Source organism: Bacteroides sp. DH3716P (assembly GCF_025914115.1).
GTDB classification, from domain to species: Bacteria; Bacteroidota; Bacteroidia; order Bacteroidales; family Bacteroidaceae; genus Bacteroides; species Bacteroides ovatus.
Window position 1 is genome coordinate 584876 of sequence record NZ_CP083673.1, and the last position, 20509, is coordinate 605384.

The following is a 20509-nucleotide window of genomic DNA, read 5'->3' on the forward strand; positions in this document are numbered from 1 at the left end:
ATAGAGCAAATTGTATAATAATATTTGTGTCTGACATATAAGCAGCATGAGGGCGAAAATTTCTGCTGTGATGCTCTGAATTACATGATCTGAAAATGTGAATGTTGCCCTTGTCAAGATGGGCAGATTAAGATAAAGATCCCTCGTGGATCGGCTGCCTGTGAAGGTCGCTCTATTGTTTGTTTTGTTTGTGTTTTGGTGCACCTTTTTTCTGATAAAGAATAAGGTGCACTCTTTTTATAGTTATGTATATGTAATATTAAATATATTTTTGAAGAAAAAAAAAGATGGGTGAAAAAGCTTCAATGTGGAATCTATGGCACGGCTGTCACAAATTAAGTGAAGGCTGCCGACATTGCTATGTATACCGGACGGATGGTAAATATGGAAAAGACAGTTCGGTGGTGACAAAGACAGAAAAGTTCGATTTACCCTTGCAGCGTAAAAAGAATGGTACGTATAAGATACCTTCGGGGAATTTGGTATATACCTGTTTTACTTCAGATTTTCTCATTGAAGATGCGGATGAATGGCGTGCCGAAGCGTGGGAGATGATGCAGATACGGCAGGATCTTCGTTTCCTCTTTATCACTAAGCGGATAGACCGGTTGCAACAGTGTCTGCCTCCCGATTGGGGAGATGGCTATGACAATGTGACCATCTGCTGCACGATGGAGAACCAAGATAGAGTGGATTATCGTTTACCTATTTATAAAGAAATGCCTATTAAACATAAAATCATTATCTGCGAGCCGCTTCTTAGTCGGATTGATTTCAGAGGTGAGCTGGGAGAGTGGGTGGAACAGGTAGTGGCAGGAGGAGAGTCAGGCAAAGAAGTCCGGGTATGTGATTACGAGTGGGTATTGGATATCCGGCAGCAATGTATAGATGCGAATGTCAGTTTTTGGTTTAAACAGACAGGGAGTTATTTATTAAAAGACGGACATGAGTATAAGGTTGCACGACAATTTCAACATTCGCAGGCGAGAAAGGCGGAGTTGAATTATACACCTGATAAATAAGAAATAAAGATTAATACAGATCTTTTTTTACTGAAAGCGAGGGTTGCTTAGCAATCTTCGCTTTCGTTTTATTGAGTACAAAATACGGATAATCACGTCTTTTTATAAAGATATTGTGTAAATTTTAAATTATCCATATTAATGAAACAGATAAAACTGTTACTTCTTTTAGCTTCCGCCTCCGTTACGGGAGCACTTGCGCAAAGCAATGGATTGACGGATATGAGTCAGAGCCGTTTTGCGAAGATGGCGAATACCGGAATCAGTGCCGTACATTGGACAGATGGATTCTGGGGAGATCGCTTTCAGGTATTTAGCCGGACTTCCCTGCAAAGTATGTGGAACACTTGGAACACGCCGGAGATCTCTCACGGTTTCCGTAATTTTGAGATTGCTGCCGGTGTGTGCAAGGGTGAACATTGGGGACCTCCGTTCCATGACGGAGATATGTATAAGTGGATGGAAGGAGTGGCTTCTGTCTATGCTGTCAACAAAGATCCGGAACTGGATAAGTTGATGGATAACTTTATTGCTTGTGTCGTAAAAGCCCAACGTGCAGATGGTTATATACATACGCCTGTTGTTATCGAAGAACTGAATAAAGGGATTGACTCTCATGCATTGGAGGATCAGCATAAACAAACGGTCATTGGAACGAAAGTAGGTGACGAGAATGAAAAAGGAGCTTTTGCCAATCGGCTGAACTTTGAGACATATAACTTGGGACACCTGATGATGGCGGGTATTGTGCATCGTCGTGCCACCGGAAAGACTACTCTTTTTGATGCTGCCGTAAAAGCAACGGATTTTCTTTGCCACTTTTACGAAACGGCTTCTGCCGAACTGGCTCGTAATGCCATTTGCCCTTCACATTATATGGGAGTGGTCGAAATGTATCGTGCCACAGGAAATCCCCGTTATCTGGAACTTTCGAAGAACCTGATTGATATTCGCGGTATAGTGGAAAACGGAACGGATGATAATCAGGATCGTATTCCTTTCCGCGACCAATATCGTGCAATGGGGCATGCCGTACGTGCAAATTATCTGTATGCAGGAGTAGCGGATGTATATGCCGAGACAGGCGAACAACAATTGATGAAAAATCTGACTAGTATCTGGAATGATATTGTCACCCGGAAGATGTACGTGACCGGAGCTTGCGGTGCTCTTTATGATGGAACGTCACCGGACGGGACTTGCTATGAGCCGGATAGTATTCAGAAGGTACATCAGAGCTACGGACGTCCTTATCAGTTGCCGAATAGTACAGCGCACAATGAAACATGTGCCAATATCGGAAATATGCTTTTCAACTGGCGTATGCTGGAAGTGACAGGGGATGCGAAATATGCTGACCTTGTAGAGACTTGTCTTTATAATAGTGTATTGAGCGGTATCAGTCTGGACGGAAAGAAATATTTCTATACCAATCCGCTTCGTATCAGTGCGGATCTTCCTTACACGCTTCGTTGGCCGAAGGAACGGACGGAATATATCAGTTGTTTCTGCTGCCCGCCGAATACATTGCGTACATTGTGTCAGGCACAGAATTACGCCTACACATTGAGTCCGGAAGGCATTTACTGTAACTTGTATGGTGCAAATACGCTGACTACGACTTGGAAAGACAAAGGAGAGCTGGCATTAACACAAGAGACGGATTATCCCTGGGAAGGAAAGGTACGCGTAACGTTGGATAGAGTTCCTCGTAAGGCGGGTGCTTTCTCGCTCTTCTTGCGTATTCCTGAATGGTGCGAAAAGGCTACGCTCACGGTGAATGGACAGCCGCTGCAAACCAATGCAAAGGCAAATTCGTATGCGGAAGTAAATCGTACATGGAAGAAGGGGGATGTAGTGGAGCTGGTGATGGATATGCCTGTCCGTTTGCTCGAAGCCCATCCGTTAGCAGAGGAGATTCGTAATCAGGTGGTCGTGAAGCGCGGGCCGTTGGTTTACTGTCTGGAAAGTATGGATATTGCAAACGGGGAAAAGATTGATAACGTATTGATTCCCGCTGATATAAAACTAACTCCGAAGAAAATCACAATTGAAGGCAGTCCGATTGTTGCACTTGAAGGAATGGCACGTCTGGCATCTGCAACTTCGTGGGAAGGAGTGCTTTACCGGCCGGTTGTTCAGGCTGAAAAGACAGTAAATATCCGCTTGATTCCTTATTATGCCTGGGGAAACAGAGGAAAGGGAGAAATGACTGTATGGATGCCTCTTGCCAGATAGTCCGGATTGTTTAGTATACAGAAATGAAAAAAATCATGAAAAAGTTATTTGTAACGGCTATATGTATCTTGTGCAGCCACTGGCTATTGGCCGGTGAGATATGGATTTCTCCCAAGGGCAGTGACTTCAACGACGGAACTCGTCAATCTCCTAAAGCCACGCTGACTTCTGCCTTGCGACAAGCACGAGAATGGCGCAGGACAGAGGATAACCGTATCCAAGGTGGAATCACAATCTATATGGAAGGTGGAACGTATGCCTTCCATGAACCGGTTTTTATCCGTCCGGAAGATAGCGGAACCAAGGAATCGCCCACAATTATTCGTTCGGTAGGCGATGAAAAGGTGATATTGAGTGGAGGAATCAGCATAAAAGGTTGGAAGAAGCAAGGGAAAGTTTGGGTAGCAGATGTCCCGGCATTTAATGGACGTCCATTGGATTTCCGCCAGTTGTGGGTGAATGGAAAAAAGGCAGTTCGTGCCCGTGATGTGGAGGATTTCGAAAAGATGAATCGCATTTGCAGTGTAGATGAGAAGAATGAAATTCTTTATGTACCTGCAGTTTCCATTCGCAGACTTATTGATAATAAAGGAAATTTGAAAGCTAAATATGCCGAGATGGTATTACATCAGATGTGGTGTGTTGCCAATCTTCGGATTCGTTCAGTTGAAGTGCAGGGAGACAGCGCGGCAATACGTTTTCATCAACCGGAAAGCCGGATTCAGTTTGAGCATCCCTGGCCGCGTCCGATGGTGACGACGGACGGACATAATTCTGCTTTCTATCTGACAAATGCCCGCGAATTGCAGGATGTACCCGGAGAATGGTATCATGATATAGATGCCCGTAAAGTATATTATTATCCACGGGAAGGAGAGAAGATGCAGGAGGCGGAAGTGATCGTGCCTGCCGTTGAGACATTAGTACGGGTGGAAGGAACTTTGGATCGTCCTGTGTGTCATATTCGTTTTGAGAAAATTACTTTTTCCTATACTACATGGATGCGTCCGTCAGAAAAAGGACATGTACCTCTTCAGGCAGGTATGTATCTGACAGATGGTTACCGGATTGATCCGAAAATGCAACGGAACTACTTGAATCATCCGTTGGATAACCAAGGATGGTTGGGACGTCCCGCAGCTGCTGTTCGTGTGGTTGCTGCAAGGCAGATTGATTTCGAGCGGTGCCGGTTCGAGCATTTAGGCTCAACCGGATTGGATTATGAAGAAGCGGTGCAAGGCGGTGTTGTTCGTGGCTGTCTCTTCCGCGATATTGCCGGAAATGGTCTGTTAGTCGGCAGTTTTTCTCCGGCTGCCCATGAAACGCATTTGCCATACAATCCTGCTGATCGTCGGGAAGTATGCACACAGCAACAAATCAATAACTGCTATTTCACGGAAATAGGCAATGAAGATTGGGGATGTCTTGCCATTGCTGCGGGATATGTAGGGGACGTCAATATCGAGCATAATGAAATCAGTGAAGTGCCTTATAGTGGCATTAGTCTTGGTTGGGGATGGACGCAAACTGTGAATTGTATGCGTAATAACAGAGTACATGCCAATCTGATTCATCATTATGCGAAACACATGTATGATGTGGCAGGTATTTACACACTCGGTTCGCAGCCGAAAAGTTATGTAACGGAGAATTGCGTGCATAGTATTTATAAGCCGGGGTATGTACACGATCCTAATCACTGGTTCTATCTTTATACGGATGAAGGTTCTTCCTTTATCACTGTACGTGATAATTGGACAGAAGGAGAGAAGTATCTGCAAAATGCCAATGGTCCGGGAAATGTATGGGAAAACAATGGCCCGAAAGTGGATAGTGTTATTCGTGAACGTGCGGGACTGGAAGCAGGATATAAGGATTTACTAAATATCCAGTAGGTATTGACAAGTCATTTAACTGTAATACGTGATTCGTTCCACAGATATGGAACTAAAGGAAAACAATTGTAGAACTAAAGGGAAACAGATGTGGAACTAAACGTCAACCACTGTGGAACGAATTATTTCTTACGATTCAGTTTGTTAGTAATAGAAAGAAAAATGAAAAAGAAATATATGATATTGCTTAGTGCCTTGTCTTTGGCAAGCAGCACATTTGCCCAGACCTGGATATGGTATCCGGGAGACTACGAAATCTGGCTGGGAAATCAAATGAATAACCGTCGTACGGAACGAGGTGCATTTTTTCCTCCTTTTTGGAAAACGGACAGTCATTATGTTGTCGTAGAATTCAGCAAGCAACTGAATCTTTCCGAGCCGGAAGAAATTTTTATTGCTGCCGAAGGAAAGTACAACGTCAAACTGGATGGAAAGCTCCAGTTCGGTATGCCGGAAACCATGTTGCTTCCGGCCGGAAAACATAATCTGAACATTAAAGTCTGGAATCAGGCAACTCCTCCCACTATTTATGTGAAGGGAAAAACAGTGAATTCAGACTCTTCCTGGCGTGTAACTTACGAAGATAAAGAATGGATTGACGAGAGCGGAAAAGCGAGTGACACATCTGCCACTATCTATATGGATGCCGGATGCTGGAACTTTGACGGAGCTACCCAACGTCCTTCCCAATTCAGTCTGATGCGTGAACCGCAGCAACCTGTTACGAAGACAGAACAGTCCGAAGGAGGTATCCTTTATGATTTTGGAAAAGAAACATTCGGATTCATCACATTGAAGAATCTTTCCGGAAAAGGAAAAATAGAAATTTATTATGGTGAAAGCCCGGAAGAAGCAAAAGATAAAGCATATTGCGAAACATTGGACAAACTCTTGCTCGAACCGGGACAAGTGACCGACCTTGCTATCCGCAGCACTTCTCCTTTGAGTAATTCTGAAAACGAATATACATTGGAGAACAGCAAAGCCTTCCGTTATGTCTATGTAACTCACGAGCCGGGTGTACAGATTGGAGAAGTCTCCATGCAATATGAATATCTTCCTGAAGAATACCGCGGAAATTTCCGTTGCAATGATGAAGAACTGAATCGTATTTGGGAAGTTGGCGCATACACCATGCATCTCACTACCCGCGAATTCTTCATTGACGGTATCAAACGTGACCGTTGGGTATGGAGTGGCGATGCCATTCAAAGTTATTTGATGAATTATTATCTTTTCTTTGATAACGAATCCGTCAAACGTACAATCTGGTTACTTCGTGGCAAAGACCCTGTGACCAGCCACAGTAATACAATCATGGATTATACTTTCTACTGGTTCCTTAGCGTATATGACTATTATATGTATAGTGGCGACCGCCATTTTGTCAACCAACTGTATCCACGTATGCAAACAATGATGGATTACGTGTTGGGACGTACCAATAAGAATGGCATGGTAGAAGGCATGACCGGCGACTGGGTATTTGTGGACTGGGCAGACGGCTATCTGGATAAAAAAGGCGAACTCTCTTTTGAACAAATCTTATTTTGCAGGAGTCTGGAAACAATGGCTTTGTGTGCGGAACTGGTTGGAGATGCCAATAGCAAACAGAAATACGAGAAACTGGCTGCTGCTTTGAAAGCAAAGTTAGAACCTGCCTTCTGGAATAACCAGAAACAGGCATTTGTACATAACTGTGTCAACGGTCAGCAAAGTGATGCGGTCACCCGCTATGCGAATATGTTTTCTGTCTTCTTTCAATATTTGAATGAAGATAAGCAACAAGCCATTAAACAGTCTGTTCTGCTGAATGACAGTATTCTGAAAATAACAACTCCCTATATGCGTTTTTACGAACTGGAAGCACTTTGTGCTCTTGGCGAACAGGATGCTGTAATGAAAGAAATGAAAGCCTATTGGGGAGGAATGTTGAAGGAAGGAGCCACCTCCTTTTGGGAGAAATATAACCCGGAAGAAACCGGAACGCAACATCTTGCCATGTATGGCCGTCCTTATGGCAAGAGTCTGTGCCATGCCTGGGGAGCGAGTCCTATCTACCTGTTGGGCAAATATTATCTGGGAGTGAAACCTGTAAAAGAAGGATATAAAGAGTTTGCTATTGCTCCTGTGTTGGGAGGATTGAAATGGATGGAAGGCACTGTCCCCACTCCAAATGGCAATATCCATGTCTATATGAACAGCAAAACGATGAAAGTGAAAGCAACAGAAGGGAAAGGCTATCTAACCATCAAAAGCCGTCGTCCACCTAAAGCAAATATCGGAACACCAGAAAAAGTGTCGGTAGGAGTATGGCGGCTCTGGATCGATTCACCCGAAGAAAGAATTGTTACCTATCATTTATAATACATTGTTAATTAGTTAGTGGAGTAGTCCTTGATTAACGGTTCCTCTTTTTAATGGGGGATTGTTAATCGGGGACTTTTTTCGTAAATACCTCTAGGTTTTCTAAGGAATTTGCTACATTTGCTCTTCATAAAGAGAGAAACATTTAGTTCTTTTGGAAACAAGTAAACAAAATCCGAAGAATGAAAAACAAGATTGACCAATATACTGATACAGATGATGAGAAACTCTTCGCCTTGATTGAACAAGGTGATGAAGGAGCTTTCACCCAAGCCTATGAAAGGTATCATAAACTATTATATGTATTAGCCTATCGTTATTTAATGAGTTCTGATATGGCAGAAGATGTAGTGCAACATGTCTTTAGCCGTTTGTGGGAATTTCGTTCAGAACTACGTGTGGGAATCAGCCTAAAGAACTATCTCTTTACGATGACAAAAAATCATGTCTTGAACTTGATTCGTAATGAAAACAGCGCGATTGCAAAGAACTATGAGATGGCACAATCCGCTTCGCCTTACGAAGATAATCTGATAGAAAAACTGGAGAAAAAAGAGTTGATGTCCAGTTTTTATAAAGCTGTGGATATGCTTCCTGCGCAAAAACGGGATATTTGCTTGATGAAAGTACAAGAGGAACTGACAAATCAGGAAATTGCGGAACGGATGAATCTATCCGTAAATACTATCAAGACGCATTATTCGGAAGCGTTGAAACTTCTCCGTATCCATCTAAGTAAGATGTTAATAATTGTTGCATTTACCACACTAATGACTTTTTTGAGTGTCCATTTAATAAAGTGATAAAAATGAATAGACCTACTGATAAACAAATAGAAGAAGTCTTGGCAGGAATTGCCAGCCCGGAAGATGCAAAATATGTGGCAGAGTGGTTTGCTACGGAAGAAGGTAGCGACTATCTTGAAGCTGCTATGACACAGGATTCCGAACTGATAAAAAATGAGTTTGCAGACTTGTATGTAGACCATGATATTCCTTCAAAGAAAATATTAGAACAGATACGGAAGAACATTCGCATCAAGAAGTTGAAGCGTGTCTGTTTCCGAGTTGCAGCCGTATTGATACCTGTTGTCTTAATTGTCGGACTTTATATACAACTGAACTCAAAAGTCGACCTGTTCGGCACTTCCGAATATGAGGAAGTGGTGGTAGATAAAGGAGAACGCATACAAATCATGTTTCAGGACGGAACAAAAGTATATATCAATTCTGATTCGAAACTAAGATACCCGAAGAAGTTTGCTTTGAACACCCGGGAAGTTTATCTTGAAGGAGAAGCCTATTTCGTAGTAGCTAAAAATAAGAACCGTCCTTTTATAGTCAATTTAAGTGGACCGGCAATTCATGTATTGGGAACTTCTTTCAATGTACAGGATTACCCGGAGAATAAGGATATAGTAGTATGTCTGGATGAAGGAAATATTAATCTTACCCTTCCTACGGAAAAGAAATACCCGGTGCAACCCGGCGAAAGATTAGTGTACAACAAAGATAACCAGCAGTGTACTATTTCCAAAATGAACGATATGCAACGCCTATCGATGTGGAAACAGAATGTGATAGTATTTAAAGATACCCCGTTGCCGGAAGTCATTAAAATATTGAACCGCTGGTATAATGTAGAGTTTAAAGTCGAAGATGAAAACGTTTTGAAGTATGTCTATACATTGACTTCGGACAATACATTATTAGAGAAAGTATTAATGGATTTAGAGAAAATCGCTCCGGTGAAGTTTGAGTATAATGAAGATAAGAAAGAAGTGATAGTAAAAATGAAATAATATAATCATTAGAAATAAATGGGGTATATGAATAAAGAAGTGGATTTATCCGTATCTTGTTATGGAAAAGTAAAAGACAGGAAATATGATATTGTGATATTGCCGTGGGGAGCTACTGAACCTCATAATCTGCATTTGCCATATATGACAGATTGTATTCTTTCCCATGATGTAGCAGTTGATGCTGCATTGATAGCTAAACAGAAATATGGCGTGAACTGCATGGTTATGCCACCCATCGGCATGGGTTCACAAAATCCGGGACAACGGGAACTTCCCTTCTGTATCCATACGCGTTATGAAACACAGAAAGCAATACTGACTGATATTGTTTCTTCCCTTTATGTTCAAGGTATCCGAAAATTGGTTATTATCAACGGGCATGGAGGCAATACTTTTAAAAGTATGATTCGTGATTTGTCGGTAGACTATCCTGACTTCCTGATAGCATCGAGTGAATGGTACACCGTGTTAAAGGTAAAGGACTATTTTGAAAATCCGGGTGACCATGCAGATGAAGTCGAGACATCCGTAATGATGCACTATCACCCCGAATTAGTCAATCTTGAAGAAGCAGGGAATGGAGAATATAAAACTTTTGCCATACAATCTTTGAATGAAAAAGTAGCATGGATTCCCAGGAACTGGGGGAAAGTATCTAAAGATACCGGTGTTGGCGATCCACGTGGAGCTTCCGTAGAAAAAGGAAAGAAGTTTGCGGAAGCAGTCGCAGAGAAATATGCAAAGCTCTTTGACGAATTGGTGAATCAGGAACTTTACTAGATTGCAAAAAATATAGTGACGCTATCCTTTTGTGATAGTGACGGTATCCGGTAAGTATAGCGTCACTATGTGAACAGGATACCGTCACTATCACAAAAGACTGTTTCTAGCGAATTGCCAAGAACACGAATCTATTGTTATAAGTCCTTCTGAAAATAAAATCCGGAAGGACTTTTCTTTTTATATCCCATTTTCCTACAAATAAAAACTAAACTATATCTTGCTGAAAACTAATGTATTATCATACGAAAATTTATTGGAAATAAAAAAACTTCAGAAAAAAACGTTTTTTCCCTCACCCGCTTCTTAATCTCGTGTGTCCACTAAATACAAAGAGATTAAGAACCTATTTATAATTTTAAACAAACTAAGTATGAAGAACAAAGTATTGCTTGTATTGTTATTGAGCTTTGCTGTAAGTCTTGCGGCGTCGGCTCAGAAAATAACAATGAATCTTCAACAAGTCAAGTTGGAGAAAGTCTTTTCGCTCATTACTAAACAGACAGGACTTACGGTAGCATATAGCCGTACGATTGTCAATCCCGAACGGATTGTTTCTGTCCAGGCAAAAGACAAAGACCTTTCTAAAGTATTGGATGATTTATTCGCAGGTACAAATGTAGCTTATGAAATTGGAGAGAAGAAAATATATTTGAAAGCAAAAGAAGCTCCCGTTACATCACAAGGGAGCCAAAAAACAAAGAAAATAACGGGAACCGTGACAGATACCAAAGGCGAACCAGTAATTGGTGCCAGTGTATTGGTGAAAGGAGCGGGGACAGGTACTGTGACAGATGTAGATGGTAACTTTACATTGGATGCTCCGGCAGACGCTCTTCTGGCTGTCAGTTATATTGGTTATAAAACACAGGAAGTAAAGGTTGGGAATAAGAACTCATATTCTATCCAATTGCAGGACGACACCGAAGTACTGGATGAAGTCGTAGTAGTTGGTTACGGCGTGCAGAAGAAATCAAGCCTGACAGGTGCCGTTGCTTCCATCTCTTCTCAGGAAATCAGCAAACAGGTATCATCTAATGTTGCTTCAAGCTTACAGGGGCGTACACCGGGTGTAGACATCGTGCAGCAAGCTGGTGTTGCTGGGGCAGATGTAAACATCGTGATTCGCGGTGCCGCTTCTTTTGGCGCTACCGAACCTCTGTATGTCATTGATGGAGCATTCAGTAATGCCGGATTAAGCTCATTGAATCCCAATGATATTGAATCTATCGAAGTACTGAAAGACGGTGCGGCAGCCGCTATCTACGGTTCACGTGCCGCCAATGGGGTCGTTTTGATTACTACCAAGAAAGGAAAGTCCGGTAAGCCCGTCATTCAGATAGACGGTTCGTTCGCTTTCCAGAAAACGACTAATATTCCGGAGTTCCTCAATGCATCGGAATGGAGAGAGTTTGCCAATATGGTGGCAGATAACAGTGGCTTGCCTCATGCACCGGAGAATGACAATCCCACCAATCCGAACCTGAATACCGACTGGTCAGAAGAATGGATACAGTTTGCTCCGGTATGGAATCTGAATGCCAGTATCGCAGGGGGTGGGGACAACTCTACTTTCAGCACAAGCCTTGGTTATCTTGACCAAACCGGTATGACGATTTATTCGGATTATAAACGTTATAACTTCCGCCTGAATACCTCTTATAAAAAAGGACGTTTCTCATTTTCCGAAACTCTCGGACTGACGCATAAGGATAAAACTCCTACAACAGCTTTCAACATAGCTTTACCAACGTTACCTATTTATGATGAACAAGGACGGTTTACCTCTGGTGGCCCTGATTATTACATCAACCCCGAAGATGGCAAGGCGCAGAATAAGATAGCCCCGTTACATTATACAGACCAGTTTAATAAAGTGACGGATTTAATCGGCTCTTTAAATGCCCAACTGGATATTTGGGGCGGCTTAAAATACAAATTATCGTTAAGTGGAAATTATAGCAATAAGCATAATTACACCCATACCCCCGAGTACTATACAAAGTGGAACTCGGATGGAACTCCCGATAAAGATTATGGCAACACACGTAACAGTGTATCGGAAACAAGAGGTGAAGAGTTCACTTATACGATTGATAACTTGCTGACTTACAACAAGACATTCAACCGTCACTCAATAGACGCTTTATTAGGAACAAGCTGGATGAGAGAATACTATCGTTACATGACCAACTCTACCATTAACGATTTGGGAGGAACGGATATTACCGGATTCCAAAATGAAGATGGTAAGATTTCGGCAGGAGACAGTAATGCGGCATTGCTCTCTTTCTTCGCCCGTGTGAACTACGATTATGATAATAAATATCTGCTATCCTTGAGTATCCGCCGGGATGAATCTTCCAAATTCCATAAAGACAATAGAGTAGGTTACTTCCCCTCTGTCTCCGCCGGATGGAATGTGCACCAGGAAAAATGGTTCCAAAATCCTGTAATGAGCAAATTGAAGATCAGGGCTAGCTACGGTGAGTTGGGTGCCAACTTCCTCAATCCTTATAATTTTGACGCGATAGCTTATGGACCTATTCCTTACACAGTAGGCGGTGAACGTTATGTGACAGGACGCGCAGCCTATCTGAAATCGAAAGACTTGAAATGGGAAACTGCCAAAACCACAGATATTGGTATCGAACTGGGCTTCTTCAACAACGACTTGACCTTGTCATTAGACTATTTCGTAAAAAAGAACGTAGATTTGTTGGCACAGATAGACTTGAACTTGTCTTCCGGGCAAATCTTTGAAATTAACAGTTCACGTGAAAAACCCTACGTTAATACAGCTTCCGTAAAAAACACAGGATGGGAGTTTATGATGAATTACAGGAAACAATTGACGAAAGACTTCCATATAGATGCAACATTCAATATCGCAACGTTGAAGAATAAAGTATTATCATTGGGAGAAAACGTGCAGCCGATTACTTCCGGAGCAATGTCCAGCTACTTTAACGATGCTCCCTCTATTACCATGCCGGGAGAAGCTATCGGTTCATTCTATGGCTATAAGATTGACGGTTTTGATGCAGAAGGAAATTTCATATTTGCGGATATGGACAAGAATGGAGTAGTCAATGCAAATGATAAAGTTATTCTGGGCAGCCCTATCCCTGACTTCACATACGGTTTGAACATCAACATGGAATACAAAGACTTTGATTTGACTCTCTTCTTCCAGGGAGTGCAGGGAAATGATATATTCAATCAGAAAAAGTACACCTATTATTTTGATTATTCCAATAATGTGGTCAAAGAGGCTATGAATGGATGGACGAAAACAAATAGAAATACAGGAATCCCTATTATGAAAACCCAAAACACAAGTGGCGGAAATTCCCTGCCGAGTGAATTTTATATTGAAGACGGTTCCTATTTACGTCTGAAAAATCTTCAGCTTGGTTATTCGTTACCTAAAAAGTGGTTGGAAGCAATCCGGTTTAACAAACTGCGTGTTTATGCAGGCGTACAAAATCTGTTTACGCTGACCAAATACTCCGGTTATGACCCGGAAGTCAGTTCAAATGTATTGTTCTCACGTGGCATTGACATCAGTTCATATCCTAATGCCCGGACATTCACTTTTGGTTTTAACGCTTCATTCTGATAACTAAAAATATGATTAATATGAAAAACTATAAGAAAGTATATGCCGCATTTATCTTGGCGGGCGGCTTGATATTACACGGATGCAACGGTATCTTTGATGACCTGGCAATTAATCCGAACCAGCCGAGTATGGGAGCTTATTTCACCAGTCCGTCCGCTGTAAATGACGCAGTGATGACCATGTACGGATATATGTCTACGCAACGCTGCCTAGGAGCTTCCGGCTCTAAGACAACGATAATCCGCTCTGACGAGGCATCGTCCAATTCGGATTATGGCAAACCGGGCATGTTTGGTGCCGACTTGAATGCCAGTTATTACACTATTGAGCAACCTTATACATTGATGTACACCACTGCTTCCCAAGCATCCTACATCATTGAAACCGCCCCGTCTGTCGATTTCAGCGGCAATGAGGAACTGCGGAACGCATACATGGGTGAAGCCTATTTCTGGAGGGCATTTGCGCATTATTACCTATTGATTAATTTCCGGAATATATCTCCCATCAGACAGATGCCACGCAATGGAGATGACTATGTCCGTCCTTTGGAAAAACCTGCTGCCGTATGGGATTTTATTCAAGAAGACCTGGCACACGCGAAAGAATTGTTGCCCGTGAAGGGATATTGGGACAGCAAGAATGCCGGTCGTGTGACAAAAGCTTCCGCAGCCGCCTTATTGGGAAAAGCTTACCTATACCGTAGTGGAATCGAGCAATATTATGGTGAAGACAAGACTACATTTTACAGTGAAGCTGCCAAAGAATTTGGTGATGTTATAGACGGAAAGTACGGAACTTATGACCTGACTAAAAATTATGCCGATAATTTTGATGTCGCTCATGAAAATAACGAAGAATCAATTCTTGAATTTCAATTCCTAGGCGATGTCGATAATGCAGGATTCAATCCGGGGCTTGCCACTTCCGGTTTGGCGTTCGATTCACGTGGACTGATGTTGCCGGGAGCGGGAGTAGGTTATGAAGGCGTAGTACATAACTGGCTTTATAACGCATTTGTGAATTCGGTAGACAAGGACGGCTATACGGATATCCGAATGTTCTCCACAATGATATTCAATGATTTGGATGCGAGCATTCATTTGAGAAATGATGCAGGCGGCAATCCGGTACGTCTGGAAGGTCCCGGCGGTTATAAATGGGAAGAACTTTATCCTGCAAAGAATGGAAAAGAAGGATTTGCTACCGTGTCCAATCCTTTGGCACATTCATTCAAAGCAGGTATAAGAAAAGGGATTGATTGTTCCATGCCTACACAAACGGAAGCAGACGGGACTCCTAAACTGGTCGGTGTAGGTGCAGGCGTTAAGGAGTATGTATATAATCAGCCCCGTGCCCATGGAGTGAATTGGCGCTATATCCGCTATGCCGATGTGTTGATGATGTATGCGGAAGCTATCGTTAGCGGTGGCACGCAAGCATCAAACATGACTCCCTTGCAGGCGGTAAATAAAGTACGCGGACGTGTCAACATGAGCGAACTCCCTTCGGTAACCATGACTGATATTCAGAATGAAAGAATCCTGGAATTTGCTTTGGAAGGGCATCGTTTCTATGATTTGCTCCGTTGGGGCAAGCTAGCCAGCCGTTTTACAGAGTTGCAGGAATCCGATCCTAACTTCAAGAAGTTCATATCGGCAGATGACTTTAAAGGATTCGTCACCAATAAGCACGAATGGTTGCCGATTCCTATCAATGAAGTGAATTCTAACCCTTATATCACAGAAAATAATCCGGGATATTAACTAAGAAAGAATTAGCATGATAAATTTGAAAAATATTGCGGTACTACTGTTCAGTTTGGTAGTACCGGGGCTCGCTATTGCCCAAACAGAAGTACTTTACAATGGCATACACCTGCCTGAACAATGGCCACCCCGCTATGCGGAACCACAAAAAGCACAAGATATGCCGATACCCTATCTTGAACAAAAGCCGGGAGTAATTCCTGTAAATGTAGGACGGCAACTATTTGTTGATTCTTTTCTGATTGCAGAAACTAATTTGAATAGAGTGATTCATACTCCCCGGTTCTACGAAAGGAATCCGGTACTCGGACCTGATAAGGAATGGGAAAAGACAACCGAAGGCGGACTCTACGCTGCACCCTTCAGTGATGGGATCTGGTATGACGAAAAAGACGGGAAGTTCAAAATGTGGTACTTGGCAGGTGCAGGTGTTCTTCACAAAGGAGACAATCAGACCTTTTATACCGGATATGCCGAATCGGAAGACGGCAAGTACTGGACAAAACCTGTACTGGATATTTGGAACCAAACCAATATTGTAGATACCTGCAATCGTGACGCAGCTACTATTTGGCTGGACAAACAGGAGAAAGACCCGTCCAAACGGTACAAGATGTTCAATGTCGAACGCCGCCCCACCGACCGCAGATGGCAATTTATTTTGAAATACTCATCGGACGGGATTCATTGGGGAGAGGGAGTCGCCCAGTCCGGTGATTTATACGACCGTTCATCCGCATTCTACAATCCGTTCCGTGATGTGTGGGCATTGAGTATGCGTTACGGGACAACAGTTTCTTCCCGCTCACGCAGTTATTTGGAAAATAAAGACCCGGAAATGGCAGTAAGTTTCGCACATCGTATCCGAAAAGGAGTACCTGATAAGAATATGGTCTACTGGTTTACTCCGAGCGATAAAGAGCCGCGTCATCCGGAGTTTCCGGAAGTAGAACCGGGTATTTACAATTTTGATGCCATTGCTTATGAAAGCATTATGTTAGGATTGTACAGTGTATGGCAGGGACCGGAAAATGGAGTTTGTGCCAAACTAGGTATTCAGAAAAAGAATGAAATCTTTCTAGGGTATAGCCGTGACGGCTTCCATTTCTATCGTCCTTCTTTCAAGCCTTTCATGGCAGTGAATGAGACGGAAGGAGCATGGAACTGGGGAAATATGCAGTCTATCAATGGAGTGCCTTTGATAGTAGGAGATTCACTTTATTTCTATTCTAGCGGACGCCAAAGGAACAAGATTATGTGGGATAGCTATACATCTACCGGACTGGCTACTTTGCGCAGAGATGGTTTTGTCTCCATGCATGGAGATAAGGACGGCTATCTGCTGACAGAGAAGGTTCGTTTTGACGGCAAACATCTTTTTATCAATGCAGATGTAAAAGGTAGCTTGGCTGTAGAAATTCTGGATGAAAATGGAAAGCCATTAGAAGGATTCACACGGAAAGACTGTGTACCGATGAAGAAAACAGATAAAACAAAATTGTTGGTTACATGGAAGAAACACCAGAATATAGCATCACTTATCGGGAAGGCTGTCCGTTTGAAGTTCTACCTGGATAACGCTGATATATATGCATTTTGGATTTCTCCGTGGCAAACGGGCGAAAGCCGTGGATATACAAGCGGCGGCGGACCGGGACTGTCAACCTGTGGCATAGATATTCCTGCAAACAAATAAAAGATAAATGACTATGAAACGTTTATTTTATACATTACTATTTTTCCTGCCTTGTATGCTGATAGCTTGCGGTGGCAGTGATGATACTCCGGATGGAGATAATAATCCCCCGGTAGTGGCTCCCCCTTGCGAAGAGCCGGTAGATTCACGGCTATTGTACAATGGTATTCGTCTGCCCGAACAGTGGCCGCCGGTACGTTCATCTTCGTCTGAACTGGAAAAAGGAATGTCACCTTTTTATCTGTCGGATAAACCTTCTGTTATTAATATCTCGGTAGGACGCCAGTTATTTGTAGACAATTTCCTGATAGAATCCACTAATCTGAAACGTACGTTCTATTATCCTGAATATTATTCAGGCAATCCGATACTGACACCAGAACAGGATTGGGAGAAAACTGGAACAAAAGGTGCGGCATTCGCCGCTCCTTTCAGCGACGGGGTATGGTATGACGAAAAGGAAGGAAAATACAAAATGTGGTACATGGCAGGTGGTGGCTCCTATGCAACTAGCGGAGCAGGAGTGACTTGTTATGCGGAATCAACGGACGGTATTCACTGGACAAAACCCACTCTTTCCGTTGTAGCCGGAACAAATATCGTTGACTATAACTCAGAACGTGACGCGTCTGTTATTTGGCTGGATAAACAGGAAAGTAATGCTTCGAAAAGATACAAGATGTTTTTAGTTGCCCGTGAATCCGGGAAATGGAGATACCATTACAAGACTTCCCCGGACGGCAAAGTCTGGCGTGCCGCAGTTCAATCGGAACCGATTGCCGACCGTTCAACAGTATATAAAAATCCTTTCAGAAACGTTTGGGTATATAGTATGCGGCATAATGTTCGGGTGGATGCGAATAAGCTGGTACGTGCGAGGGATTATAATGAAAACACCGATCCGGAAGCCGGAACAAAGAAAGCGGAAGCATTATTGAGTGCATTCTGGTTTGGTCCGTGGGCTAATGAGCAACACCATACAGACTATCCGAATATAGCGCCTGCGATATATAATCAGGATGCCACGCCTTATGAAAGCATTATGCTGGGATTCTTCTCCGTTTGGCAAGGGCCGGAAAATGATGTTTGTGCTTCGGACAACGTAATCAAGAGAAATCAAGTTATGGTAGGATATAGCCGTGACGGTTACAGTTGGTTCCGTGAGGATATGAATCCTTTCCATGCCGTAAATACGACCACCTCGGACGCATGGAATCAAGGTAACCTGCAATCCGTAGCCGGAGCACCGTTAATAGTAGGTGACAAACTCTATTTCTATCTGAGCGGTCATCGTTTGAGAGGCACTCAAGAGATTACCACTACCGGGCTTGCCATGCTTCGTCGCGATGGATTTGCATCTATGAAAGGAACAGGAGAGTTGCAAACTTCCTTACTGAAATTTGACGGTTCGTACTTCTTTGTCAATGCCAATGTCACGGGAGAAATGAAAGTGGAACTTTTAGATCCCAATAATAAAGTAATCGAAGGATTCTCAAAAGATGAGTGCAAAGCCTTTAAAGGGGATAATGTAAAAGCGAAGATAGAATGGACAGGCAACGCTTCATTAGCCTCTTTGAAGAACAAACAACTGAAAGTGAAATTCTATATTGATAACGGTGAAATATTTGCTTTTTGGATTTCTCCTTCTGCGAATGGAGAGAGTATGGGATACACCGCTGGCGGAGGTCCCGGGTTGAATATTTCCGGAATAGATAAAACCAATTAAAAAATGAATACTATGAACAGATTAGCTTATTTATTATCATTGATTTGTATTCTTGCATTTTCTTCTTGCGAAGAGGATAAAGTATATTATCACACTGCGGCAAAGGCAGACTTCACCATTGGTGAGAATATGTATGAACTGGGACAGACTGCTGTTTTTAAAGATGCTTCCATACCCGATGAAGGAAGCCGGATAGTAGCATGGTTATGGGAGTTTGGCGATGCAAAAAAATCCGTCTCGACGGAACAGAATCCAACTTTCGTTTATCCGTCGGACGGTACATTTACCATTAAACTGACGGTGACTGATGATAACGGCTTGAGCGCCACAGCTAAGAAGGACCTTACCATCTTAGACCCGGCTAAAGCAATCAATGTAATGTGGCAGAAAGAAATGGGCGGACCTATTGAAAGTACAGTCTCACCCGCATTGTCGGCTGACGGTAAAACGGTTTATATGATTACCGACCAGACTTCCACAGGAGCATTTGACGTGAAACTTTATGCTTATGATACAGAAAACGGAACACAGAAATGGGCATTTGACGTAACTGCCAATATGAATGAACTGAATCCGGGCGGAGGGGCAAGTATGGTATATGCAAGTCCGGCAGTAGGACCGAATGGAGATGTGTATATTGTGGTTCGTGATTTGAAGCCAGCTACTGCTGAACACCCCCGTGCTTTGTTTTTATTTGCTGTAGGAAGTAATGGTAGCAGAAAATGGGCATACAAAGCTGCCGATTCTAATTTGTATGCTGTCACTCCGGCTATTGATGCATCCGGTAATATTTACTTCGGACATAGAGGAAAGAAAATAATCGTATTAAGTCCTGCCGGTGATATAGTCAAAGAAATAGCTTTAGATGTAGAAGTGTTGTCCGGTATGTCTCTGTCCAAAGACGGAACTGTCTATTTCGGCTCTTCCAAGAATACGGGATATTTCGGTTATGATTTTGCTACCGGTACTCAAAAGTTTGTCTATCAGAAAGATTTGGGTGGTACAGCATTGAAAGGAAATTCTTATACGATAGGAGCGGATGGAACCATTTATACCATAGCCGAACTGACATCAGGTGGCGCTATCATAGCTCTGAATCCTGACGGAACGGAAAAATGGGTGTACAAGACTCCGGGAGCCATTGTCAACGGTGGTGTTGTGATTGGTACGGATGGAACGCTTTATGCCAACGGTGGAAATGCTGTTGCCGGTGAAGCTTCGGCAGGTGTTTTCGCTTTGAATTCGGACGGTTCTTTAAAATGGCATTATGCTACAACGGAGGACGTTAACAACTGCGTACCAATCATCGATAACAGAGGATATATCCATATCATCTCGAACAAAGCCGTCTATTATATAGTGAAACAAGACGGTAGTTTACTTGCATCCGCAGAGTTAGGCGTTAAATGTACTTCCAGTCCGGTAATGGATTCAAGAGGATATTTATATGTCGGCATTGAAGCTGTTGCAGGTGCATCTGATATGGTATGTATCTCATCTGGAGCTACTTCCTATGCGAACTCTGGATGGCCGATGAAAGGCCAGAATCCGCAACGGACAGGTTTGCAAAAGTAAGTAGTTTAAAAT

The 20509-nt window shown here is 42.7% G+C and carries 12 protein-coding genes; all 12 read left to right on the forward strand.

From position 1 onward, the window contains the following. Positions 1-287 precede the first annotated feature (287 nt). The 12 genes from KQP79_RS01980 to KQP79_RS02035 all read left to right on the forward strand — a co-directional run bounded on the left by KQP79_RS01980 (position 288) and on the right by KQP79_RS02035 (position 20497). Positions 288-1022, forward strand: a complete 735-nt coding sequence (locus tag KQP79_RS01980) for a DUF5131 family protein (RefSeq protein ID WP_061448330.1) — start codon at positions 288-290, stop codon at positions 1020-1022. A 141-nt stretch (positions 1023-1163) separates the two neighbouring features. Next, positions 1164-3260 carry a glycoside hydrolase family 127 protein gene (locus KQP79_RS01985; protein WP_234120572.1) on the forward strand — a complete coding sequence of 699 codons (2097 nt, stop codon included), beginning with the start codon at positions 1164-1166 and terminating at the stop codon, positions 3258-3260. 35 nt (positions 3261-3295) lie between these two features. Further along, positions 3296-5155, forward strand: a complete 1860-nt coding sequence (locus KQP79_RS01990) for a right-handed parallel beta-helix repeat-containing protein (RefSeq protein WP_032856026.1) — start codon at positions 3296-3298, stop codon at positions 5153-5155. A 162-nt stretch (positions 5156-5317) separates the two neighbouring features. Further along, positions 5318-7522 carry an alpha-L-rhamnosidase C-terminal domain-containing protein gene (locus tag KQP79_RS01995; RefSeq protein WP_055235032.1) on the forward strand — a complete coding sequence of 735 codons (2205 nt, stop codon included), beginning with the start codon at positions 5318-5320 and terminating at the stop codon, positions 7520-7522. Between the two features lie 182 nt (positions 7523-7704). Continuing rightward, the gene (locus KQP79_RS02000; protein ID WP_015531067.1) at positions 7705-8325 is read left to right on the forward strand and encodes an RNA polymerase sigma factor; all 621 of its coding nucleotides are present in this window, start codon (positions 7705-7707) and stop codon (positions 8323-8325) included. Positions 8326-8330: 5 nt separating this feature from the next. After that, a complete protein-coding gene (locus KQP79_RS02005) occupies positions 8331-9323 on the forward strand; it encodes a FecR family protein (protein ID WP_055235030.1) in 993 nt (330 codons plus the stop codon). A gap of 27 nt (positions 9324-9350) precedes the next feature. Then, the gene (locus KQP79_RS02010) at positions 9351-10106 is read left to right on the forward strand and encodes a creatininase family protein (protein WP_052587824.1); all 756 of its coding nucleotides are present in this window, start codon (positions 9351-9353) and stop codon (positions 10104-10106) included. 373 nt (positions 10107-10479) lie between these two features. Next, complete coding sequence (locus KQP79_RS02015) at positions 10480-13728, forward strand: TonB-dependent receptor (RefSeq protein WP_061448331.1); 3249 nt, start codon at positions 10480-10482, stop codon at positions 13726-13728. A 20-nt stretch (positions 13729-13748) separates the two neighbouring features. After that, on the forward strand, positions 13749-15497 hold the full coding sequence (locus tag KQP79_RS02020; RefSeq protein WP_061448364.1) for a RagB/SusD family nutrient uptake outer membrane protein: 1749 nt from the start codon (positions 13749-13751) through the stop codon (positions 15495-15497). Positions 15498-15513: 16 nt separating this feature from the next. Further along, positions 15514-17196, forward strand: coding sequence for a hypothetical protein (locus tag KQP79_RS02025; RefSeq protein ID WP_061448332.1), 1683 nt, complete (start codon positions 15514-15516; stop codon positions 17194-17196). Between the two features lie 13 nt (positions 17197-17209). Beyond that, the gene (locus KQP79_RS02030; RefSeq protein WP_061448365.1) at positions 17210-18922 is read left to right on the forward strand and encodes a hypothetical protein; all 1713 of its coding nucleotides are present in this window, start codon (positions 17210-17212) and stop codon (positions 18920-18922) included. A gap of 3 nt (positions 18923-18925) precedes the next feature. Beyond that, the gene (locus KQP79_RS02035) at positions 18926-20497 is read left to right on the forward strand and encodes a PQQ-binding-like beta-propeller repeat protein (RefSeq protein WP_008775735.1); all 1572 of its coding nucleotides are present in this window, start codon (positions 18926-18928) and stop codon (positions 20495-20497) included. The last annotated feature ends 12 nt before the right edge of the window (positions 20498-20509 follow it).